Annotated in this window: 12 protein-coding genes; 11 read left to right on the forward strand and 1 reads right to left on the reverse strand. The window is 47.8% G+C overall.

The window, feature by feature from the left end; translation table 11 throughout:
- Window positions 1-167 precede the first annotated feature (167 nt).
- The 11 genes from IEY34_RS03635 to IEY34_RS03685 all read left to right on the forward strand — a co-directional run bounded on the left by IEY34_RS03635 (window position 168) and on the right by IEY34_RS03685 (window position 15,584).
- On the forward strand, window positions 168-1,955 hold the full coding sequence (locus IEY34_RS03635) for a sensor histidine kinase (protein ID WP_189007729.1): 1,788 nt from the start codon (window positions 168-170) through the stop codon (window positions 1,953-1,955).
- The gene (locus tag IEY34_RS03640; protein WP_189007732.1) at window positions 1,948-3,534 is read left to right on the forward strand and encodes a response regulator transcription factor; all 1,587 of its coding nucleotides are present in this window, start codon (window positions 1,948-1,950) and stop codon (window positions 3,532-3,534) included. Before IEY34_RS03635 ends, IEY34_RS03640 begins: the two co-directional genes overlap by 8 nt.
- 14 nt (window positions 3,535-3,548) lie before the next feature.
- Window positions 3,549-3,752, forward strand: a complete 204-nt coding sequence (locus IEY34_RS03645) for a hypothetical protein (RefSeq protein WP_189007735.1) — start codon at window positions 3,549-3,551, stop codon at window positions 3,750-3,752.
- Window positions 3,664-4,986 (forward strand): ABC transporter substrate-binding protein, encoded by a 1,323-nt coding sequence (locus IEY34_RS03650; RefSeq protein WP_189007740.1) that lies wholly within the window; start codon window positions 3,664-3,666, stop codon window positions 4,984-4,986. The genes IEY34_RS03645 and IEY34_RS03650 overlap by 89 nt, the downstream gene beginning before the upstream one ends.
- Before the next feature lie 126 nt (window positions 4,987-5,112).
- Window positions 5,113-5,994: a carbohydrate ABC transporter permease gene (locus IEY34_RS03655; RefSeq protein ID WP_189007743.1), complete on the forward strand. Its 882-nt coding sequence runs from the start codon at window positions 5,113-5,115 to the stop codon at window positions 5,992-5,994.
- Entirely contained in the window at window positions 5,994-6,812 is an 819-nt protein-coding gene (locus IEY34_RS03660) for a carbohydrate ABC transporter permease (protein ID WP_229757448.1), read from the forward strand. The genes IEY34_RS03655 and IEY34_RS03660 overlap by 1 nt, the downstream gene beginning before the upstream one ends.
- A 45-nt stretch (window positions 6,813-6,857) precedes the next feature.
- Window positions 6,858-9,878 carry a discoidin domain-containing protein gene (locus IEY34_RS03665; RefSeq protein WP_189007746.1) on the forward strand — a complete coding sequence of 1,007 codons (3,021 nt, stop codon included), beginning with the start codon at window positions 6,858-6,860 and terminating at the stop codon, window positions 9,876-9,878.
- A 19-nt stretch (window positions 9,879-9,897) separates the two neighbouring features.
- Window positions 9,898-12,012 carry an alpha-galactosidase gene (locus IEY34_RS03670; RefSeq protein WP_308422977.1) on the forward strand — a complete coding sequence of 705 codons (2,115 nt, stop codon included), beginning with the start codon at window positions 9,898-9,900 and terminating at the stop codon, window positions 12,010-12,012.
- A 157-nt stretch (window positions 12,013-12,169) separates the two neighbouring features.
- A complete protein-coding gene (locus tag IEY34_RS03675; protein WP_189007751.1) occupies window positions 12,170-13,870 on the forward strand; it encodes an AraC family transcriptional regulator in 1,701 nt (566 codons plus the stop codon).
- A 115-nt stretch (window positions 13,871-13,985) separates the two neighbouring features.
- Window positions 13,986-14,990 (forward strand): ABC transporter substrate-binding protein, encoded by a 1,005-nt coding sequence (locus IEY34_RS03680; protein ID WP_189007753.1) that lies wholly within the window; start codon window positions 13,986-13,988, stop codon window positions 14,988-14,990.
- A 24-nt stretch (window positions 14,991-15,014) separates the two neighbouring features.
- Window positions 15,015-15,584: a nitroreductase family protein gene (locus IEY34_RS03685; RefSeq protein WP_189007755.1), complete on the forward strand. Its 570-nt coding sequence runs from the start codon at window positions 15,015-15,017 to the stop codon at window positions 15,582-15,584.
- A 1,672-nt stretch (window positions 15,585-17,256) separates the two neighbouring features.
- Here IEY34_RS03685 and IEY34_RS03690 read toward each other — a convergent pair.
- Window positions 17,257-18,078 (reverse strand): AraC family transcriptional regulator, encoded by an 822-nt coding sequence (locus IEY34_RS03690; RefSeq protein ID WP_189007756.1) that lies wholly within the window; start codon window positions 18,076-18,078, stop codon window positions 17,257-17,259.
- Between the last annotated feature and the right edge of the window lie 21 nt (window positions 18,079-18,099).

Genomic DNA, 18,099 nt, shown 5'->3' on the forward strand with positions numbered 1-18,099 from the left:
GAGGTTTGCCCTCCCCGTATGGGGAGTTTTTTTGTTGGAGGGGCAAGCTAACATGGTAAGATGAATTAAACAAAATAATGCACATCAATTCCACAAAATATTGGATTGTCAGGCCCATTCTCAAAGGTACAATGAATAGGATTAAATGGATGATAGGGGGCGGCAGGATGATTAAACTATTTTTGAATCGAAGCATCAAAACGAAAATTGTCTGGATTAACGTTGTGATTTCGCTGATTCCATTGCTATTATTAGCCCTGATCTTTTATAAAACGAGTACCCAGCTATTGGAGAAAACGATGGTTCGCAACGCGGATCAGAATGCCGGTTATTTGTCCGAGTATTTGAATAAGTACTTCAACAGCTTCTCCTACTCTGCGCTGCAAGTATATGGGTTCAAAAGCATTATGAACTTAATGGAGAATGGCAGCGATTACAACAATGCGGACATCATTAATGTGAGAGATTCGCTGAGTAATTATTACCGTTTGCTGCAAAGCCAGAATGAAGATGTGATCAAGATCATGATCTACGGCAAGAAAAACAAGCTCGAAGAGAGCTGGTCGAAGGCCGATACGTACGATGCCATTCAGTTGGGGAATGGCGTTCCGCATTCCGATGAACTGTTGGACTTGCCCTTTCAACATACGTTTATGACGACGTACCAAGATGCTAAGTTGGACCGGTCCTTTTTTGTTTATGGGGTCACGATTTATGATCCTTTTTATCGCAATAAGATCGGAACTGTGCTCTTTTTTGTGCAAAGCAGGGATCTTAAGAAAAGGCTGGAGTCGTATAACCGCTCTCCGAATGTTATTGTTTTGCAGAACTCGCAGGCAGAGACCTTTTATCAAACGAGCAGCATCTATGAGGAGCAGATCAAAAAGTACTATGTACCTGAATTTCCTGTAAGCAAAGTCAAACATGAATTGAATTTCAATGATAAGCACGATCTCTTGATTGATACTTCCTATTTGGATCATGGGAACGTTCAGCTTAATATTGTGTATCCCAATACGGAATTGGACAAAAATCGCAAATACATTTTGGACATCACGCTGCTGGCTTTATTTGTGGTCATCTCGTTTATCTATTTATTCTCTTTAATGTCGCAGCAATTTATTACGAAGCCGATCCACCGATTAGGCCATATGATGAAGGTTGTGCGGAATGGGGATTTCTCGGTTTCGCTCAAAGTGAACGATTGGCATGACGATATCTCGGAGCTGTCTAGGAATTTTAATTTCATGACGCGTAAAATTAGGGATTTGATCGAATCGGAATATGAGATGAAGCTGCGTAATAAGGAAGCGCAAATTATTGCTTTGCAGACACAGATTAATCCTCATTTTCTGTACAATACGCTGCAAACGATTGGCGGCAAGGCTGTTCTTAACGGCGATTATGAGATTCATGAAATGTGCAGCGCTTTGGGAGATATGTTTAGATACAGCTTCTATGAAGGGAATAAGGAGTCAACGCTAAGTTTGGAGCTGCTTCATGTGAATAATTATTTATTTATCCAAAAAATTCGTTTCGAGGAGCTCCTGCAAGCGGAAATTGACGTAGCGGAGGAGTTGATGGGCTGTCAAACGATACGTTTTGTCCTTCAACCGATTGTGGAGAATGCGATCGTTCATGCCCTGGGCAAAACGTTGACGACGCAGCTGCATATTCGTTTGTCAGCCAGAAAGCAGGATGGCAGCATCTTGATTGCTGTCCAGGACGATGGACCCGGCATCGAGCCTCAGGAGCTGATGGCCTTGCAGCATATGCTGAAGATCAGATCGCCGCTTGAGTATTCGGGTATTTCCATGGGGATGAAAAATGTGAATGAGCGCTTGAAGATGGTGTATGGCTCTGCGTTCGGCATTGAGATCGAGAGTGCACGGGGTCAAGGAACAACGGTGTTTATAACGATTCCGTATGAAAAGCGAGGAACAAGCCATGTATAGAGTGATGGTTGTGGATGACGAGCCGTGGGGAAGACGCTCGCTTCGTAAATTAATTGATGAGTTTTCCGCTGTTGTGGAAGTCGTTGCAGAAGCGAAGCACGGAGAAGAAGCCTTGCAGCTTATTCAGATCAGCAAGCCGCATATCGTGGTGACGGATATGAATATGCCTGTGATGGACGGCAAAGCGTTTCTGGAGCAGCTTTTTACGATTCATAAGGAGATCAAGGTGATTGTCAGCAGCGGGTATTCGGAATTCGAATATTTGAAAGCAGCTTTAACCTATCAGGTATGCGACTATGTGCTGAAGCCGGTATCGATCACGGATTTGCGCAGTGCGATCGATAAGGCGATCGAGGCGCTTCACAAAGATGGGGATCTGCTTCAGCAGCGGCATCATGCGATGGCGGTTTGGAAGCTGCAAAGAGAGGTGTTCCTTCAGCATGTCGCCAATGAGCGCATTGTCAATCAGTCGGATATGTGGCGGCAAACGCATGAATTGAAAATAGCGCAAGCTTTCGAGGCCTATCGCGTCGTCATTCTGGCCTTTCGTCAGTTTCGGGAGGTTGCGGAAAGCAAATTTCATGGCAACGCCGATTTACTGATGTTTAGTTTGGAAAATATGCTCGCTGAAATGATTCAAAGCGAAGCACCGCTCGTTTTTACGGCAGATGACAGGATGAAATTATGCGTAATCATGCCAATAGGCGATGATGGAACGGCCTATATGCGCAAGATTGTCAGCGAATTTCAGCAAGCGGCTTGCGAGATGTTGAAAATAGATACGGTGATTGGCGTCAGCTCGGAGGTTAGCGGTATAGATGCCCTGCCCAAAGCCTACGATGAAGCTCTTGCCGAGGTTTGGAACAATCCTTTCCATGGTTCAGGCTTATCCGCTTCTATCGACAATTCCAAAATGTCAGGCGCGGAAAGCGTGATTTTGAGCAACTTCGACATGAAGAACCTCAAGCAGGCTATCGTGAGCAAAAATGACAAGGAAATGCGCAGCCTGCTGGAGCTTTTTGTACAAAAGATTGCTGCCAGCAAGCATATTCGCATTCAAGAGGTTCATTACGCGTATACGCGGTTGTCGGAAACGATCGCCAGCGGTATGAAGGAATTAGCTGTTCCTAATCAGCCGCCATTTGATTATCAGGCGCTGCACCAAATGATGGAGCTTCAGGGCTTAACTTACTACGTTACTAAGATGACGGATCAGCTTGCAGAAACGTTTCAACATTGCGGCGCTCAAGACGCCGGCTCTCCCGTCAAGGAAATCACGGATTTTCTGCAAAAGCATTATTTCGAAGAGCTTAGCTTAGTGGATGTGGCGACGAGGTTTCATATGGACCCCAGCTATTTGAGCAAGCTGTTTAAAGCGGTGACGAACGAGAATTTCATTGAATATTTGACGCGGCTTCGGATGGAAAAAGCTTGTGAGCTGCTCCGCGCCTCTGACCGCAAAGTGAATGACATTTCCGAATTGGTCGGCTATGAAAATCAACGGTATTTCAGCCATGTATTCAAAAAGTTCACAGGCCAGACGCCGTCTGACTATCGGGAATCGTGCGGAACGAGCTGAGGAAGTACAAAAAAGTGAACATCGACATGACAAGATATTGGATTACCGCGCAAGGCGGAGGAAGCTACAATGTAGACACAGGAGAACAACAAGCTCTTCTGCATCTAGAGGAAGAAAAGGGGAAATTGCATGAACAAAAGGTTAAGCCTGACGTTAACTCTGCTTCTGCTGACGACTATATTAGAGGCGTGCGGCAGCGGCAGCACTACAACTTCTGATCCTGCGCCAAGTGCGGGGGCTGCAAGCACCAAAGCGCCTGCCAAAGCGGCGGAGCCGGTCACGATTACATTTATGCATTTCAAGAGTGATGTGACGGATGGCATTCAGAAAATTGTCGATCAATTCGAGAAGCAGAATCCGACGATTAAGGTAGAGGTTCAGCCCGTCAAGTATGATGATTACTACACCCTGCTCAAAACCAAAATGGCGAGCGGTGATGTGATTGATATTTTCACGCTGAATGCGGGAAGCCAAACGAAATTGTTCGCGGACGGCGGCTATTTAATGGATATTTCTGATCAGCCTTTTATGAAAAATTTTGAGCCGAATGTGATTAAGGAGCAAGCGACGGATGGGAAGAACTATCTGATGCCGGTAAACTCCAGTCCGATTGCGGTTTTCTACAATAAGAAGATTTTCAAAGATTTGAATTTGGAAATTCCGAAAACGTACGATGCGTTGATGGCGGCAGCGAAGAAAATCAAAGATTCGGGCAAAACGGCTTTTGCGCTTGGCTGGAAAGATGCCTGGACGATGAAGATGTGGGAAGAGCGCGATTTCCCTAGCAACACGGGACTTATTGCCAATCAACCGGATTTCTTCAGCAAAATTGAAAAAGGTACAGCCAAATTTGCCGATAACCCGGCTGTGAAAACGACGATTGAGCACGTGAAGCAATTGTACGATTACGGCAATAAAGATCAATTGGGTGTGGATTACAACGGGGCCGTCGATCTGTTCGCCAAAGGCGATGCCGCTATGATGTATATGGGTACTTGGCCGCTGGCGGATCTGGAGAAGAAAAACCCGGATCTGTACAACAATAATCTGGGTTACTTCCCTTATCCGTTCAGCAATGATGAAGCCAAAAACAAATTGGAGTTTAACCCGGATGCGTCCTTGGCTATTGGCAGCAAATCCACGCACAAAGAAGCCGCTCTGAAATTCCTAGCTTATATGGGAAGCAAAGAGGGGGGAGACGCGTGGGTAACTAATACGAAGCTGCTCAGCTATGTCAAAGGCACAAACACGAATATTGCTCCTGCGATCAACGATCTTAAACCTTATATTGACGCCGGCAAAATCTACAATTCGCAAATTTATGTGGCCAATACAAGTATTGATTGGTCCACGCAATTTTCACAAAACTTGCAGAAGTTTATTTTTAATAAAATGACGCCTGACGAAATTGTCAAAGATATGGATGCATGGGTTGAGAAGAATCATAAGTAAGTTGATGGAATATAGAAAATAATGGAATAAGGGTCTGTTCGACGTTCATTAGGTTGATTCGTCGTGCAGACTCTCCTTATGCTGCGGTTTTTCTGCTATTTTCCTTGTCAAGAAAGGACGGAATGTATGAAATCTTTGAAACGCACTTGGCAGCTTGAATCTTGGTACATCTTGTTTGTGCTTCCCGGACTGCTCCTCTTCCTATTCGCTGTGGTCGTTCCGCTAGCTATGGGGTTTAAATATTCGTTCACGAACTGGGACGGCTTGTCGGATAAGTTCCGTTATATCGGTTGGGATAACTATGTGCATGCCGTCACGGATAGCGACTTCTGGAGAGCGCTGATCAACACCTTTAAATATGCCATTATTTTGACTCTTCTGGTCAATGTTATAGCTCTGCTGCTTGCTCTTGTTCTGGATCAGTTTCTGAAATTCAGAAACATCTTTCGAACGATTTTCTTTTTGCCTAGCGTGATATCCATCGTGCTTTCCGGCTTTATTTGGAGCTATAACTATAGCAAAGGTTTACCTAATTTATTTCATTTGTTCGGTAATGACAATGTCACAAGTCCACTGGGCAACCCCAGCTATGCTTTGTGGGGAATTATTGTTATTGCGGTGTGGCAGGGCATCGGCACTCCGATGATCATCTTCATCGCCGGCTTGCAGAATATCCCGGCTGAATTGGTGGAAAGCGCCAAAATGGACGGCGCCGGTGTGCTGCATACGTTCCGTCATGTGACGCTACCGCTGATCGCTCCTTCCGTCACCATCAATATGGTGCTGGTTCTGACAGGCGCCTTGAAAGTATTTGATCTGGTCTATGTGACGACCAATGGCGGCCCTGCATTTTCGACAGATGTCTTATCCACCTTTATTTACCGCGCCTCATTCACCTCGCTTAAGGGTGGGTATGCGACGGCTTTATCGATGATATTTTTCCTCATTTTAGTGGTGGTCACCTTGGTTCAATTGCAGATTTTCAGGAAAAAGGAAGTGGAAATTTAGTGAAACAGACGCATGTGATCGTATTTATCTTTATTCTGCTGCTGTCACTGCTCTTTCTCTTCCCGTTCTACGTCGCTATTCTCATGTCGTTGAAGACGAGCCAGGAAACGTTCCTCTCGTTTTATGGGATTCCATCAGCATTACATGTGGATAACTATATTCATGCGTGGAATACTTCGCACTATCCGAGAGCGATCATGAATAGCCTAATCATTACGATTGGTTCCGTGCTGTTGATTGTAGCGGTGTCAGCGCTGGCTGGATACTCGATTGCAAGACGCAAAGGGTGGGCGTACCAGCTGATTTTTCTGCTTTTTTTGGCAGGGATCATGGTTCCTTTTCAGATTACAGCGCTGCCGCTGTATAAGCTGGGCAAGCTGTTCCATATGATTAATACCCATTGGGGGATTATCTTGATTTATGGCGGCGCGGGCGTACAAACGGGCGTGTTTTTCTATAACGGATTTATTAAGGCAATCTCTCGAGAATTTGAAGAGGCGGCAAAGATTGACGGCTGCTCGGTGCCGGGCACATTCTTTCGGATTATTTTCCCGCTGTTGAAACCAGTGACTTCGACGGTGATCGTTTTGAATGTTTTATATATCTGGAATGACTTTCTGCTTCCTCTGCTTTTCTTGCAAAAGGATAAGTTCCGCACCATTCCCTTGCAGCAGTATTATTTCTTCGGGCAATACAGCAGCGATTTGAATCTTGCGTTTGCGTATGCCGTGATGGGCATGATCCCAATCGTTGTTTTTTTCCTCTTTATGCAAAAGTTTATTGTCAAAGGAATTACCGCAGGAGCGATCAAAGGGTAAGTCGAGTCTACGAGCTTTCCGAAGAAAACTTGGAGGAGGATTTGGATGAAGAAGTATGTTGGCTTGATGTTGATTGTGTTCATGTTATTAGGTGGTTTGGTGCCTGCAAGCTATGCAGCCAGTGTATCCATCACCCAGACAGGTCAAGTCGTGACCGCAACGAACGGAGCTTTGACGATTACGTATGATTTGAGTACAGGGCGGGGTAATCTCAGTTCGGCAGGGGTAACGATTCTAGCGAATTTTTATTCCGATTATGCGGTGTCGGGAAGCGCAACGAGAATTAATTCCTACGATGCGGCTGCACGCACAGCAAGCTGGACATCGATTGGCAGCGATGGATATGGCACCGGAGGCTATAAGCTGACGCTTACGAGCAGTTTGAGCTCGGGCTCGACGATTGTTTTAAACATCTATCTGTATGCCGATATCCCTTACTTTCTAACAGATATGCAGGTGCAGAAGGGGACGAGCCAGACGCTCGATTTCTTGGAGCCGATCGCTTCTCAGAATCTTGCGATTGCAGCCGGATCGAATAAGAAAGTATTCACGACGCCGTTCACGAACAATAACGATTTTGGCGTTGCGCCTGTGAATGCTTTTGGCAGCTTTACCGGCACAAGCTATTGGGTAACGTCGGTGTTCGATGACACGACCAAAAATGGTTTGGTTGCCGGCGCGGCAACGGTGAAGAATTGGGTCAGCGCGCAGTATCTTGCTCCTGCTTCGTCAGCGAACGGGAATTTAACGGGCTTCTCGGTCTATAACAATGGCGGCAAGCAAAGTGGAACGAGCGTATCCAGCGATAAGTTTTTTCTTGGCTATTATGCGGATTACCGTACAGGGCTTGAGGAATTTGGAGCCAAGTACAATGTAGGTGAACCTCATTTAACTTGGAGCGGCGGAGTTCCGGTAGGCTATAACAGCTGGTATTCCCTGCGATTTGATGATTTGACCGCAGAGAATATGTATCCTCTGGTTGATTATGTAGCGAATAATATGCAAAGCAAAGGCTATCAATATGTCAATCTGGATGCAGGCTGGGAAATCGGTGATGGCGATTGGACGCCGAATGCCGCCAAATGGCCTGTGAAGGTCGCTGGTGAGAATCCGATGAAATCGTTCACCAATTATGTGCACAGCAAAGGATTGAAGGCGGGCACTTACATCAACCCATTTAGCGTAGAGTCCAGTTTCTTGGACACAACGATTCCGAATACCAGCTATACGTTCAGGCAGGCTGTTCTCAGGGATACGTCAGGCGCGCTTAAAACGACCTACATCGGTACTTATGCGCTGGATACCACGCATCCAGGCACGCAGCAATATTTGCGGGATTCGATTCAGCGCTATATCGATTGGGGATTCGATTATATCAAGGCTGATTTCCTTGATTTCGGCTTGTACGAAGGCAATCATTATGACAGCACCAAAAATGGCATGCAAGCCTATCGCTTAGGAATGGGAATCTTGAAGGATAAAGTGTTGGCCGCCGGTCGTCCCATTTTTATCGATGAATCGATTTCACCGCTTCTGCCAGCGGCATTCGCTCATGGGCGCCGATTAGGCTGCGATACAGAGCTTGGCGTGACTGGCGGGGGTATGACGTATACAGGGTATGAACGGCAAGCCTTCAATGCCGCTGCCTCTTGGTTTTCCAACGGGACGATCTGGCAGTATAACGATGGCGATATGGAAATGGTCGATAATCTATCCGGCAATGGCAGCAATCGTTATGATAAAAATCAAGCCCGGCTGTTAACGAATGCCGTGGCATTAGCAGGCGGCCACTGGCTGGTCAGCGAGCAGCTGTCTGCAGTGCCGGATGATAAGATGGACATTTTGCGGAATAGCAAATTGCTGCAAATTTCCCAATTAGGGAAAGCGGCGAAACCGGTCAGCATGACCAATTTCTATGCTGGCGGCGAACATTCTCCTTCCCAGCTGTATCTAACGGATACGAATGGAGATCGGATCGTCGGTCTCTCCAATTGGGCGAACACAGCCGCTTCGGTGACAGTGACTTTTGCTGATCTGGGCTTGAGCGCCACTACGCCTTATTATGTCAGCGACTTGTATAAAGGGATTAGCTTGGGGACGTTTACAGGCAGCTACACGCAAAGCTTCGCCGATGCGGATGCAACGATGATTGCCATCTCTGCAGCGAACCCGTCACTGCCCTCTGCGCCTGTGAATATATCGTTGGGCAAAACAGCGACGGCTTCCTCCCTGTGGTCAGCGGGGTATGAAGCCTCCAAAGCGAATGACGGCAGCATGGCGACCCGCTGGAACAGCGCTTCCGGCCAAGTGAGCAACCAATGGCTGGAAATTAATTTCGGAGCAAGCACAACGGTGAACCGTGTAACGCTTAAGGAATATGGCCAGCGAGCAACCCAGTACCAATTGCAAGCGTGGAATGGAAGCAGCTATGTCAACCTTGTGAATGGGAACAAGCTTGGCTTTGAGAAGGAAATTAATTTTGCGGCTGTAACGACGACCAAACTACGGATGAATATTCAATATGCATCGGCTGAACCGTCGATATTTGAATTCGAGGCGTTTCAAGTCAGCGGGAACTCAGGCGCTGTTGTGGATCAAGATGATAGCGGCGCATCTTTCAGCCCGTACCACGACCTGCGGGGCCAAATTCAGCGTATGCAAGTATTCAAGCCAAGCACAACGAACGTGCCAAGAATTGATATTTACAGCTATAAGAACGGATCGCCCAAAGGTCCGCTCACGATCGACATCGTAGCTCTGGATGCAAGCTTGAATCCGACGAGCCGATTGTTCACAACGACGATTTTGGCGGTTAATTTCCCAACAACAGTCAGCTTAATTCCGATTTATACGAGGCTGACCGGATTGACCGCGAATGGCAATTACGGCATTATTTTGCGCTCGCCTTCCACGGTTGAATCCGCCGCCAACAACTATTTTGGGATGGCCTATAGCGATAGCAACCCATATGCGAATGGGATGGAGAGGCTTTCCATCGATGGCGGAGCTACGTGGACAACGGAAAACAGCGGAAATCGCGATTTGCAATTTACCGTCTATAAGTGAATGAAATAAACAGATGAGGGTGTTGGCCTTGCCGATAATTTATCACGAAGATTTGCGATTATTCGAAATTGAAACGCGCACGACCTCCTATGTGTTTGGCTTGAATGACAAAGGGGTCCTGCAGCAGATTTATTGGGGAGATGCCATTGATGCGCGCGAATGCGCGCATCTTCTGCAAAGCCGTCATCACAGTTCCTTTGATGCTGAAGTGGATAGGGAAAAGGAAGAATACGGCGGTCATGGCGGAAGCAGCTATGTGGAGCCGTGCTTGAAGGTTAGGTTCCAAGATGGCGTCAGAGATTTGAAACTGGCCTACAAGGGGTTTGCAATTGAGCAGGACACACTCCGAGTCATTCTCAAAGACGTTCATTATGATCTGATCGTCAATCTAACTTACAAAGTCATTGACGAGCATGATTTGATTGAACGGACTGCCGAGGTTGTCAATCAGAGCGACACGGAGGTCGTCATCGAGCAAATGATGTCCGCAGCCTGGTCTTTGCCCATTCTTCCAAGCTATCGTCTGACGCATGTGTCGGGAAGATGGTCCGGAGAGTTTCAGCTTAGAGACACCATGCTGTCGGAGGGCAAGAAAACCTTGGAATCCAGAAGAGGCTTCACGGGGGCCCATGCGAATCCATGGTTTGCTGTGGATAACGGGAAGGCGGACGAAATTTCCGGCAAGGTGTGGTTTGGCGTTCTGGGCTGGAGCGGGAACTGGAAAATCGTTGCGGAGAAAACGAATTTCAACCATGTGCGCGTTGTTGGCGGCATGAACGATTTTGACTGTCCGATTCTGCTGCAAGGTGGGGAGCGCATAACGTCCCCGTCTTTCATCGGCGGCTATACTTCGCGGGGCTTCGGTGACATGAGCAGGCAGCTTCACAGTTATCAGCGGGCTTTCGTTTTTCCATCGCAGGCTCATCGCAGGGTGCTGTATAATTCGTGGGAAGCGACGTACTTCCAAGTCGAAGCTCAAGGGCAAATGGAGCTGGCGCGATCGGCTGCGAAGCTTGGCGTAGAGCTTTTCGTTGTGGATGACGGCTGGTTCGGCAGCAGAAACAGCGACCAGGCAGGTCTGGGGGACTGGCATGTGAATGCCGAGAAATTCCCGAATGGGCTTGAGGAGCTGATTGATGAAGTCACCAGCCTTGGCATGGACTTCGGCATCTGGGTTGAGCCTGAATCTGTCAATCCTGATAGCGATCTATACAGGAAGCATCCGGATTGGGTGTATCAATACCCGACACGGGAGGGCACCTTGCAGAGGAATCAATTGCTGCTTAATTTGGGCAAGCCGGAAGTAAAACAGTATATTCTCGACTTCATGACGGAGTTATTGAGCAGCTACAGCATCACTTTTATCAAATGGGATATGAATCGCACCTTGACAGAAGCAGGGACAGCCGACGATATCCAGAATCCTTATCATGCCGTATGGGTGCAGCATGTGCAGAGCTTGTACGAAATCTGGGCTGAGCTGAGGACGAAATTCCCCCATGTCGAATTCGAATCCTGCGCGGGCGGGGGCTCCAGAATCGACTTGGGCATTCTTCGCTATGCCGATCAGGTATGGCCAAGCGACAACACGGATGCCTTTGATCGCCTGCGTATTCAGGAGGGCTTTGCTTACGTGTATAGTCCGCAAGTGATGATGTGCTGGGTTACCGAGTCGCCGCATAGCTTGAACGGAAGGAGCCTTTCACTGGCCTTTCGCTTCCACAGCGCCATGATGGGAGGGCTCGGCATCGGGGCCAACTTGAAACTGTGGTCGGAGGAGGAAATGCAAGAAGCTGCCGCTTATATTGCCCAGTATAAAGAGATTAGACACATCATAATGGCGGGTCATCAGTATCGCTTGCGATCGCTGAGAGATTCGGATGTGGCTGCCGTTCAATATGTAAGCAAGGACGGGGACGAAGCGGTTGTGTTTCTATTTCTGCATGCGCAGCAGTTTGGCAATTCCTCGCCGAGCATAAGCCTACAGGGCTTGGAGCCGAATGCCGATTATTTGGTGCATGGCTTGGAGCAGGAACCGGTCCCATTCAAAGGTAAAAACTTGATGCATGTGGGCTTGAATCCCAAATTAACGGGTGATTATGACAGTGCTCTCATTCGGTTGCAAAGGGTGTAGCGCAGAAAAATATTTGTTCGAGTGAAAAATGTCTGAAATGCAGAACCTACGCCCAAGGGCTAGGTTCTTTTCTTCATTTTGACCGTTGTGCGGCAACCTGTCAGCCTCTATACTTATAAGTGAGAATTATTATCAATTATTGAATCGAGGGAAAACAATGAGCGAGCCGCAATTTTCGACCAAAGAGCTGGCAGACAGAGGATCTCTCTTGTTTGCTTTTAAACATATGCAATATATAGAATCTGCCCTTGAATGGAAACGAGTCGTCACAGGTAGGGAGGAGCATACACTTCTCATTGCGCTGGAAGGGAGCGGACGTCTGAGCAGTGAAGACGATCAGCAGACGATTAGCAAAAGTACATGCGTAGCTGTGGAGCCTGGCAAGAAATTCATGATTAAGAGCGATCAGCAGGATGTGTTAAAAGGTTATTTCTTAACGTTTCATCTTTTTCGCCTAGATACGGACATTCCAGCGTCCCTTCAGCAGGAACGGGGATGCCCGTTTGCCGGAGAGGTACAGCTGTCACAATTTCCCGATATTGCACGCATGGTTAGCCAACTGGCAGAGCTTGATAGTGAGGTGGGCGAATTGTCCCGCCATAAACGGCAGATGCTTTTTCAGAATTTGATCCATCGCATTTGGGAACAAAAGGTGCAAAGGCCTGTCAAGACGGATTCGAGAGCGGGAATTGGCCGCACCGTTGCTTACATGGAGCATGCTTATTATGAAGATGTCACGCGAGAGAAGCTGGCCGCTCTGGCTGGGATGAGTCCGGCTCACTATTCGACGGCCTTTCGCAAGGAGGTTGGCAAGACGCCGCTTGATTATTTGACCGAGGTTCGTGTGAGCCGGGCGAAAGAGATGCTCCTGTCATCGGATGAACGCCTGCATGATATTGCGAAGCAAGTCGGTTACAGCAGCGAGTACTATTTCAGCAATCGCTTCAAGCAGATCACGGGCTACCCGCCTTCTGAGTATGCACACCGCAACCGCGCCAAGAAGATGATAAGCTCACGTTCGTACACAGCTTATTATCGCGGGAGTGTGGGGGAAGAAGTTGTGCCTGAGCAGGTTATCGGTTTGTTCATCGAGGATTACTTGGCGGCACTTGGCGTGAAGCCGCTGCTTCAATATGCCTGTGGTCCGTATTACCAAAAGTACTTGGAGCTTCATTTGAATGAGGTGCAGAAGCTTGATGTGATGGAGATTGATTTCGATGCGGTATGGCGATCTAAACCAGAATTGATTTTGCTTGCATTTCCGGATTTTGCAACGAAAGGATCGTATGAACAGTTTGCTCAAATTGCTCCGACCTATGTGTTCGAGCATGCGGCTGAGGATTGGCGTGAGACGTTCCGCACAGTAGCTGAACTGGTGGGTCGCAAACCTCGAGCAGAAGAGTTCCTTCGTCATTATGAGGAGAACGCGGCGTATTGCCGTGAGGTGCTGAAGCAGGCCATTGGCAATCAAACAGTGGCGTTATTGCGGCTGCATGCAAGCGGAGAGCTGCGTCTCTATGGAGGACCGCATGGGTATAGCGGCACCGTGTTGTATCACGATTTGGGGCTGACTTTGCCAAGCTTAGTGCGTCAGTGGTCGTGGGGACATACCGGAGGCGTGCGCGCAATTGCGCTGGAGCGGCTTCGCGATCTGGATGCGGACCATCTATTTCTTGTCATAGACGACGGCGTTGAGAAAGAGGAAGAGCTTCTTTTATCCAGTGAGGTATGGAAAGAACTTGCAGCAGTAAAGCATGGACGCATTTATGAAGTCAGTACGGATGTGTGGATGACGTTTGGCGCTTTGGCTAATGAGCGTAAAATAGCGGATGTGATGAACGCGTTGCTTACGTCATAATCGTACAATTACATAAAAAAAATCGAACAATTCCGTATGGTATTCCCTAGGTGCATATGATAAAATTTCAATTGAAATTGAGAATCAATATCATTTGAGAGAAGGTTTGACTTGCATGAAGTGGGGACAGCGTGTGGAAAAACAATGGCTGCTAGGCATGATAGCCGTTTTCGTGGTTGTTTTAACAGCTTGTGGCAATGGGAGCGGGGGTTCGCAGGGAAAAGAACATAAGGCAGATGGTCTTGCATCAGTGGCTGCAGCTCAGCCTGCATTCACCGCTGGCAAGTTTAAGCATGTGATGGGGGAAATCGAGATTAAAGAGCAGCCGAAGCGGATTATCGGGCTGTATATGGAGGATTTTCTTGTTGCTCTAGGCATCAAGCCCGTTGCGCAGACGGTGATAGGCAGCTTTTCTCTGCAATATTTGAAGCCTCATATTGGCGATTTGCCCAAAGTGGATACGAGTGCAATCAACTTCGAAGCCGTGCTTCAGACGCAGCCTGATTTATTGCTGTTAGCTTTTAAGAATTATGCGGAAGAAGGCCGCTATGATCAATTTTCAAAAATAGCACCTGCCTATGTATTCGGTGAAGATGCGCCTAACAACTGGCGGGAAACGTTGCGTACCGTTGGCGATTTGGTAGGCAAGAAGAAGGAAGCCGACAAGGTCCTCAAGGATTATGAGGCCAAAGTGGCAGCAGCGAAAAGCAAACTTGCTGCTTCGATTGGCCGGGAGAAGGTTGCGCTTCTGCGAGTGCGCAACAACAAAGAAATCAGACTCTACGGTGGACCGCAAGGATACTCAGGTTCAGTACTTTATAAGGATCTTGGTCTGGAAGTACCTGATTTCGTCAAAAAAACCTCATGGGGAGCAACGGGTGGCGTATCGCCGATATCAATGGAGGTTTTGCCGGAGCTGGACGCGGACCATTTGTTCATCACGATTGATGAGGCTGGGCGCGGCAAGGCCAAGGAGCTGATGGAAAGCAGCATCTGGAAGAGTCTTCCTGCTGTGAAGAAAGGCCAAGTCCATGAGGTCGATCTTGATCACTGGATGACCTTCGGCCCTGTTGCTTATAACATGAAGGTCGATGATGTTGTCAAAGCTTTGGTCAAGTAACAAGCTGAAGGGAAGCGAAACGATATGACGCAAGTAAATGAAGGTATCGCAGCAACTATTCGTGAACGCAGGACCATTAATCAATTCACCGGCGAAGTTATACCGAAGGAAGTCATGTTAGCACTGCTGGATGATGCGGTATGGGCGCCGTTCCATTCACGCAATGAGCCGTGGCGGTTTATTATGTATCTTGGTGCAGGCAGGAAACAATTCTCGGATGCTGTCCTTCTGACCTATCCGAAGGATAAACTGGAAAAGCTTGGCCCTCAAGTAGAAGACGCCTACTGCAAGCAAGTTCCGGTCACCCTTCTCGTGCTCATTGAGGAGGAGCCCCGACCGAAGGAGTGGGAGGAAGCTTTTTCGGCGGCCAGTGCACTGATTCAGAATTTGCAGCTGCTCGCTTGGGAACGCGGAATCGGCGTTGTCTGGAAAACAAACGAATACAACTGGAGTCCTGAGTTTCGGGAGGCAGCAGGCGTCAAACCCGGTGAGAAGGTCGTTGGCACCTTGCATTTAGGTTATTTCGATCCGGTAAAGGTAAGGAAAGCTAAGCAGCGGAAGTCGGCAGCAGAGCTGACAACGCTATTTGAGTAGCAGGACGGAAGGACCCAGCCTGATGGCACATACCGCACCGAGCAGGCCCCAATCAGCATGCTGATTGGGGATCAAACTCAGACGGCTATCGCTGAACAAGTCGGTTTTTGTAGCGTTTATTTATTCAGATGATCTTTCAAAGCGGATGTCGGAGTGAAGCCCAGCTTGTTTATTGCGATGAATGCGGATATTCGCGAGGACTGAGATAATCCATGTTTATGTCAGAGATAGCTTGCTTCTGTCCTGTTACAGGGGCGGTTGAATTCGAGATACAAGGGAAAAAAACTCAAAGCGGCCTTACAGCAATCTCAATGTCCATTAAGCGGCGTTGAGGTTTTTTTACGCTTAAAGCGGGGTGTTGGCAATGGCGGGGAAAATGGAGCATGAGTGAGAGTAGGAGTAGGAGTAGAAGAGGAGGAGGATGTCTAAAAGTGACCAATTTGTTGAACATCTAGGCAGAATGGAGGGGGATGAGGATTTGTGAGTGGTGAGTTGTAAATGAAAAGGAACTACGATCCGCTAATTGGCTGGAACTGGGGTAAAAGTAGCCTGAAAGGGAACTGAGGTACGCTAATAAGCGGAAAATGCTGATTCAGACGGGGAAATGGTGATATAGCGGATCGTAGTTCCTATTGGAGTAGGATTAGGCGGTTTTCAGCATAATAGAGGATCCTAGTTCCCTTTGGGCTGGGTGATGGCACAGAACGTAGTGTGAAAAGGGCGTAGGGTGGAGCTTTTTTGGTGGGCTGAAAGGGGGAGGTGGAGTAAGAGTAAGAGTAGAAGTAGAAGTAGAAGTAGAAGTAGAAGTAGAAGTAGAAGTAGAAGTAGAAGTAGAAGTAGAAGAGGGGGAGGATGTCTAAAAGTGACTAATTTGTTGAACATCTAGGCAGAATGGAGGGGGATGAGGAGTTGTGAGTGGTGAGTTGTAAATGAAAAGGAACTACGATCCGCTAATTGGCTGGAACTGGGGTAAAAGTAGCATGAAAGGGAACTGAGGTACGCTAATGAGCGGAAAATGCTGATTCCGACGGGGAAATGGTGAAATAGCGGATCGTAGTTCCTTTTGTAGCGGAATTAGGCGGTTTTCAGCATAATAGAGGATCCTAGTTCCCTTTGGGCTGGGTGATGGCACAGAACGTAGTGTGAAAAGGGCGTAGGGTGGAGCTTTTTTGGTGGGCTGAAAGGGGGAGGTGGAGTAAGAGTAAGAGTAGAAGTAGAAGTAGAAGTAGAAGTAGAAGAGGGGGAGGATGTCTAAAAGTGACTAATTTGTTGAACATCTAGGCAGAATGGAGGGGGGATGAGGAGTTGTGAGTGGTGAGTTTTAAATGAAAAGGAACTACGATCCGCTAATTGGCTGGAACCGGGGTAAAAGTAGCCTGAAAGGGAACTGAGGTACGCTAATGAGCGGAATATGCTGATTCCGACGGGGAAATGGTGATATAGCGGATCGTAGTTCCTATTGGAGTAGGATTAGGCGGTTTTCAGCATTATAGCGGATCATAGTTCCTTTTGGGCTGGGCGATGGCACAGAACGTAGTATGAAAAGGAACTACGATCCGCTAATTGGGAGAAGGGGTGGCGGAAGGGCGGCAGCATTCCATCGCGTAGTCTTCCGTCGTCACATGACGCATCAGCTTTCTGTATTCGCCGCTTTCCCCTCCTCCCCATCACCTCAAAACACGTGCCTCATCAGCTTCCGACACTCCAGCGGCGTCTGCGAGGTGACTTGCTTGAACACGCGGCCGAAGTGGGCGACGCTGTCGAAGCCGGATTGCTCGGCGATGTGGATGACTTTGTGCTTGGTCTCACGCAGCAGACGCTGGGCTTCGCGGATGCGCACGTTGTTCAAGTATTCAACGAACGAGAAGCCCGTTGTTTCCTTGAACGAGCGGCAGAAGTAGCTTGGGCTGATATAAAAGGTTTCGGAAATCGAGGCGAGCGTCAGCCGATTGCGAAACTGCTCATTGATGTAGGAGACAATTTCGTACATTTTGGGATTGTGCGGTTGGGGCTGTTCGTCCGCAAGATTTGGTTTGTCTGTGAGCCGCGAGCAGATAATCAGCAATTGCGTAAATAAGGCTTTGCTGTTAAGCTGCCAACCGCTTTGTTCCTGCTGCTGCTCTCGCAAAATATGAAAGAGCAAATTCTCTATAGCGGTGCGATTCATGCCCGTAAGGGAGAAGACATGATGGTTTTGCTGAAAGAGCACGAGCAGTTGTTCAGCGGCATCTTCCCCAATGGATCGAATGAAGCGATCATCAAAGCTAAGCAGAATACGTTCGTGCGGCGCCTCATCAACATTTCGAGTTTTGTGGAGCACATTTTTATCGATGCAGACGAGGCCGCCCTCTTGAATATAATAAGAGCGATCTTGTATAAAATAATGGCGTTTCCCGCTGAGTAAATAATAAATTTCATAGGTATCATGGAAATGATTCACGTTCATAGAGAAAGCATGATCTCTGCGCAGTCGTTCAATCGCGAATTGTTGCAAGGTTAACCACCTCTTGTCTTC

Origin of the sequence: Paenibacillus marchantiophytorum (assembly GCF_014640555.1) — a bacterium.
In the GTDB taxonomy this organism is placed as follows: domain Bacteria; phylum Bacillota; class Bacilli; order Paenibacillales; family NBRC-103111; genus Paenibacillus_E; species Paenibacillus_E marchantiophytorum.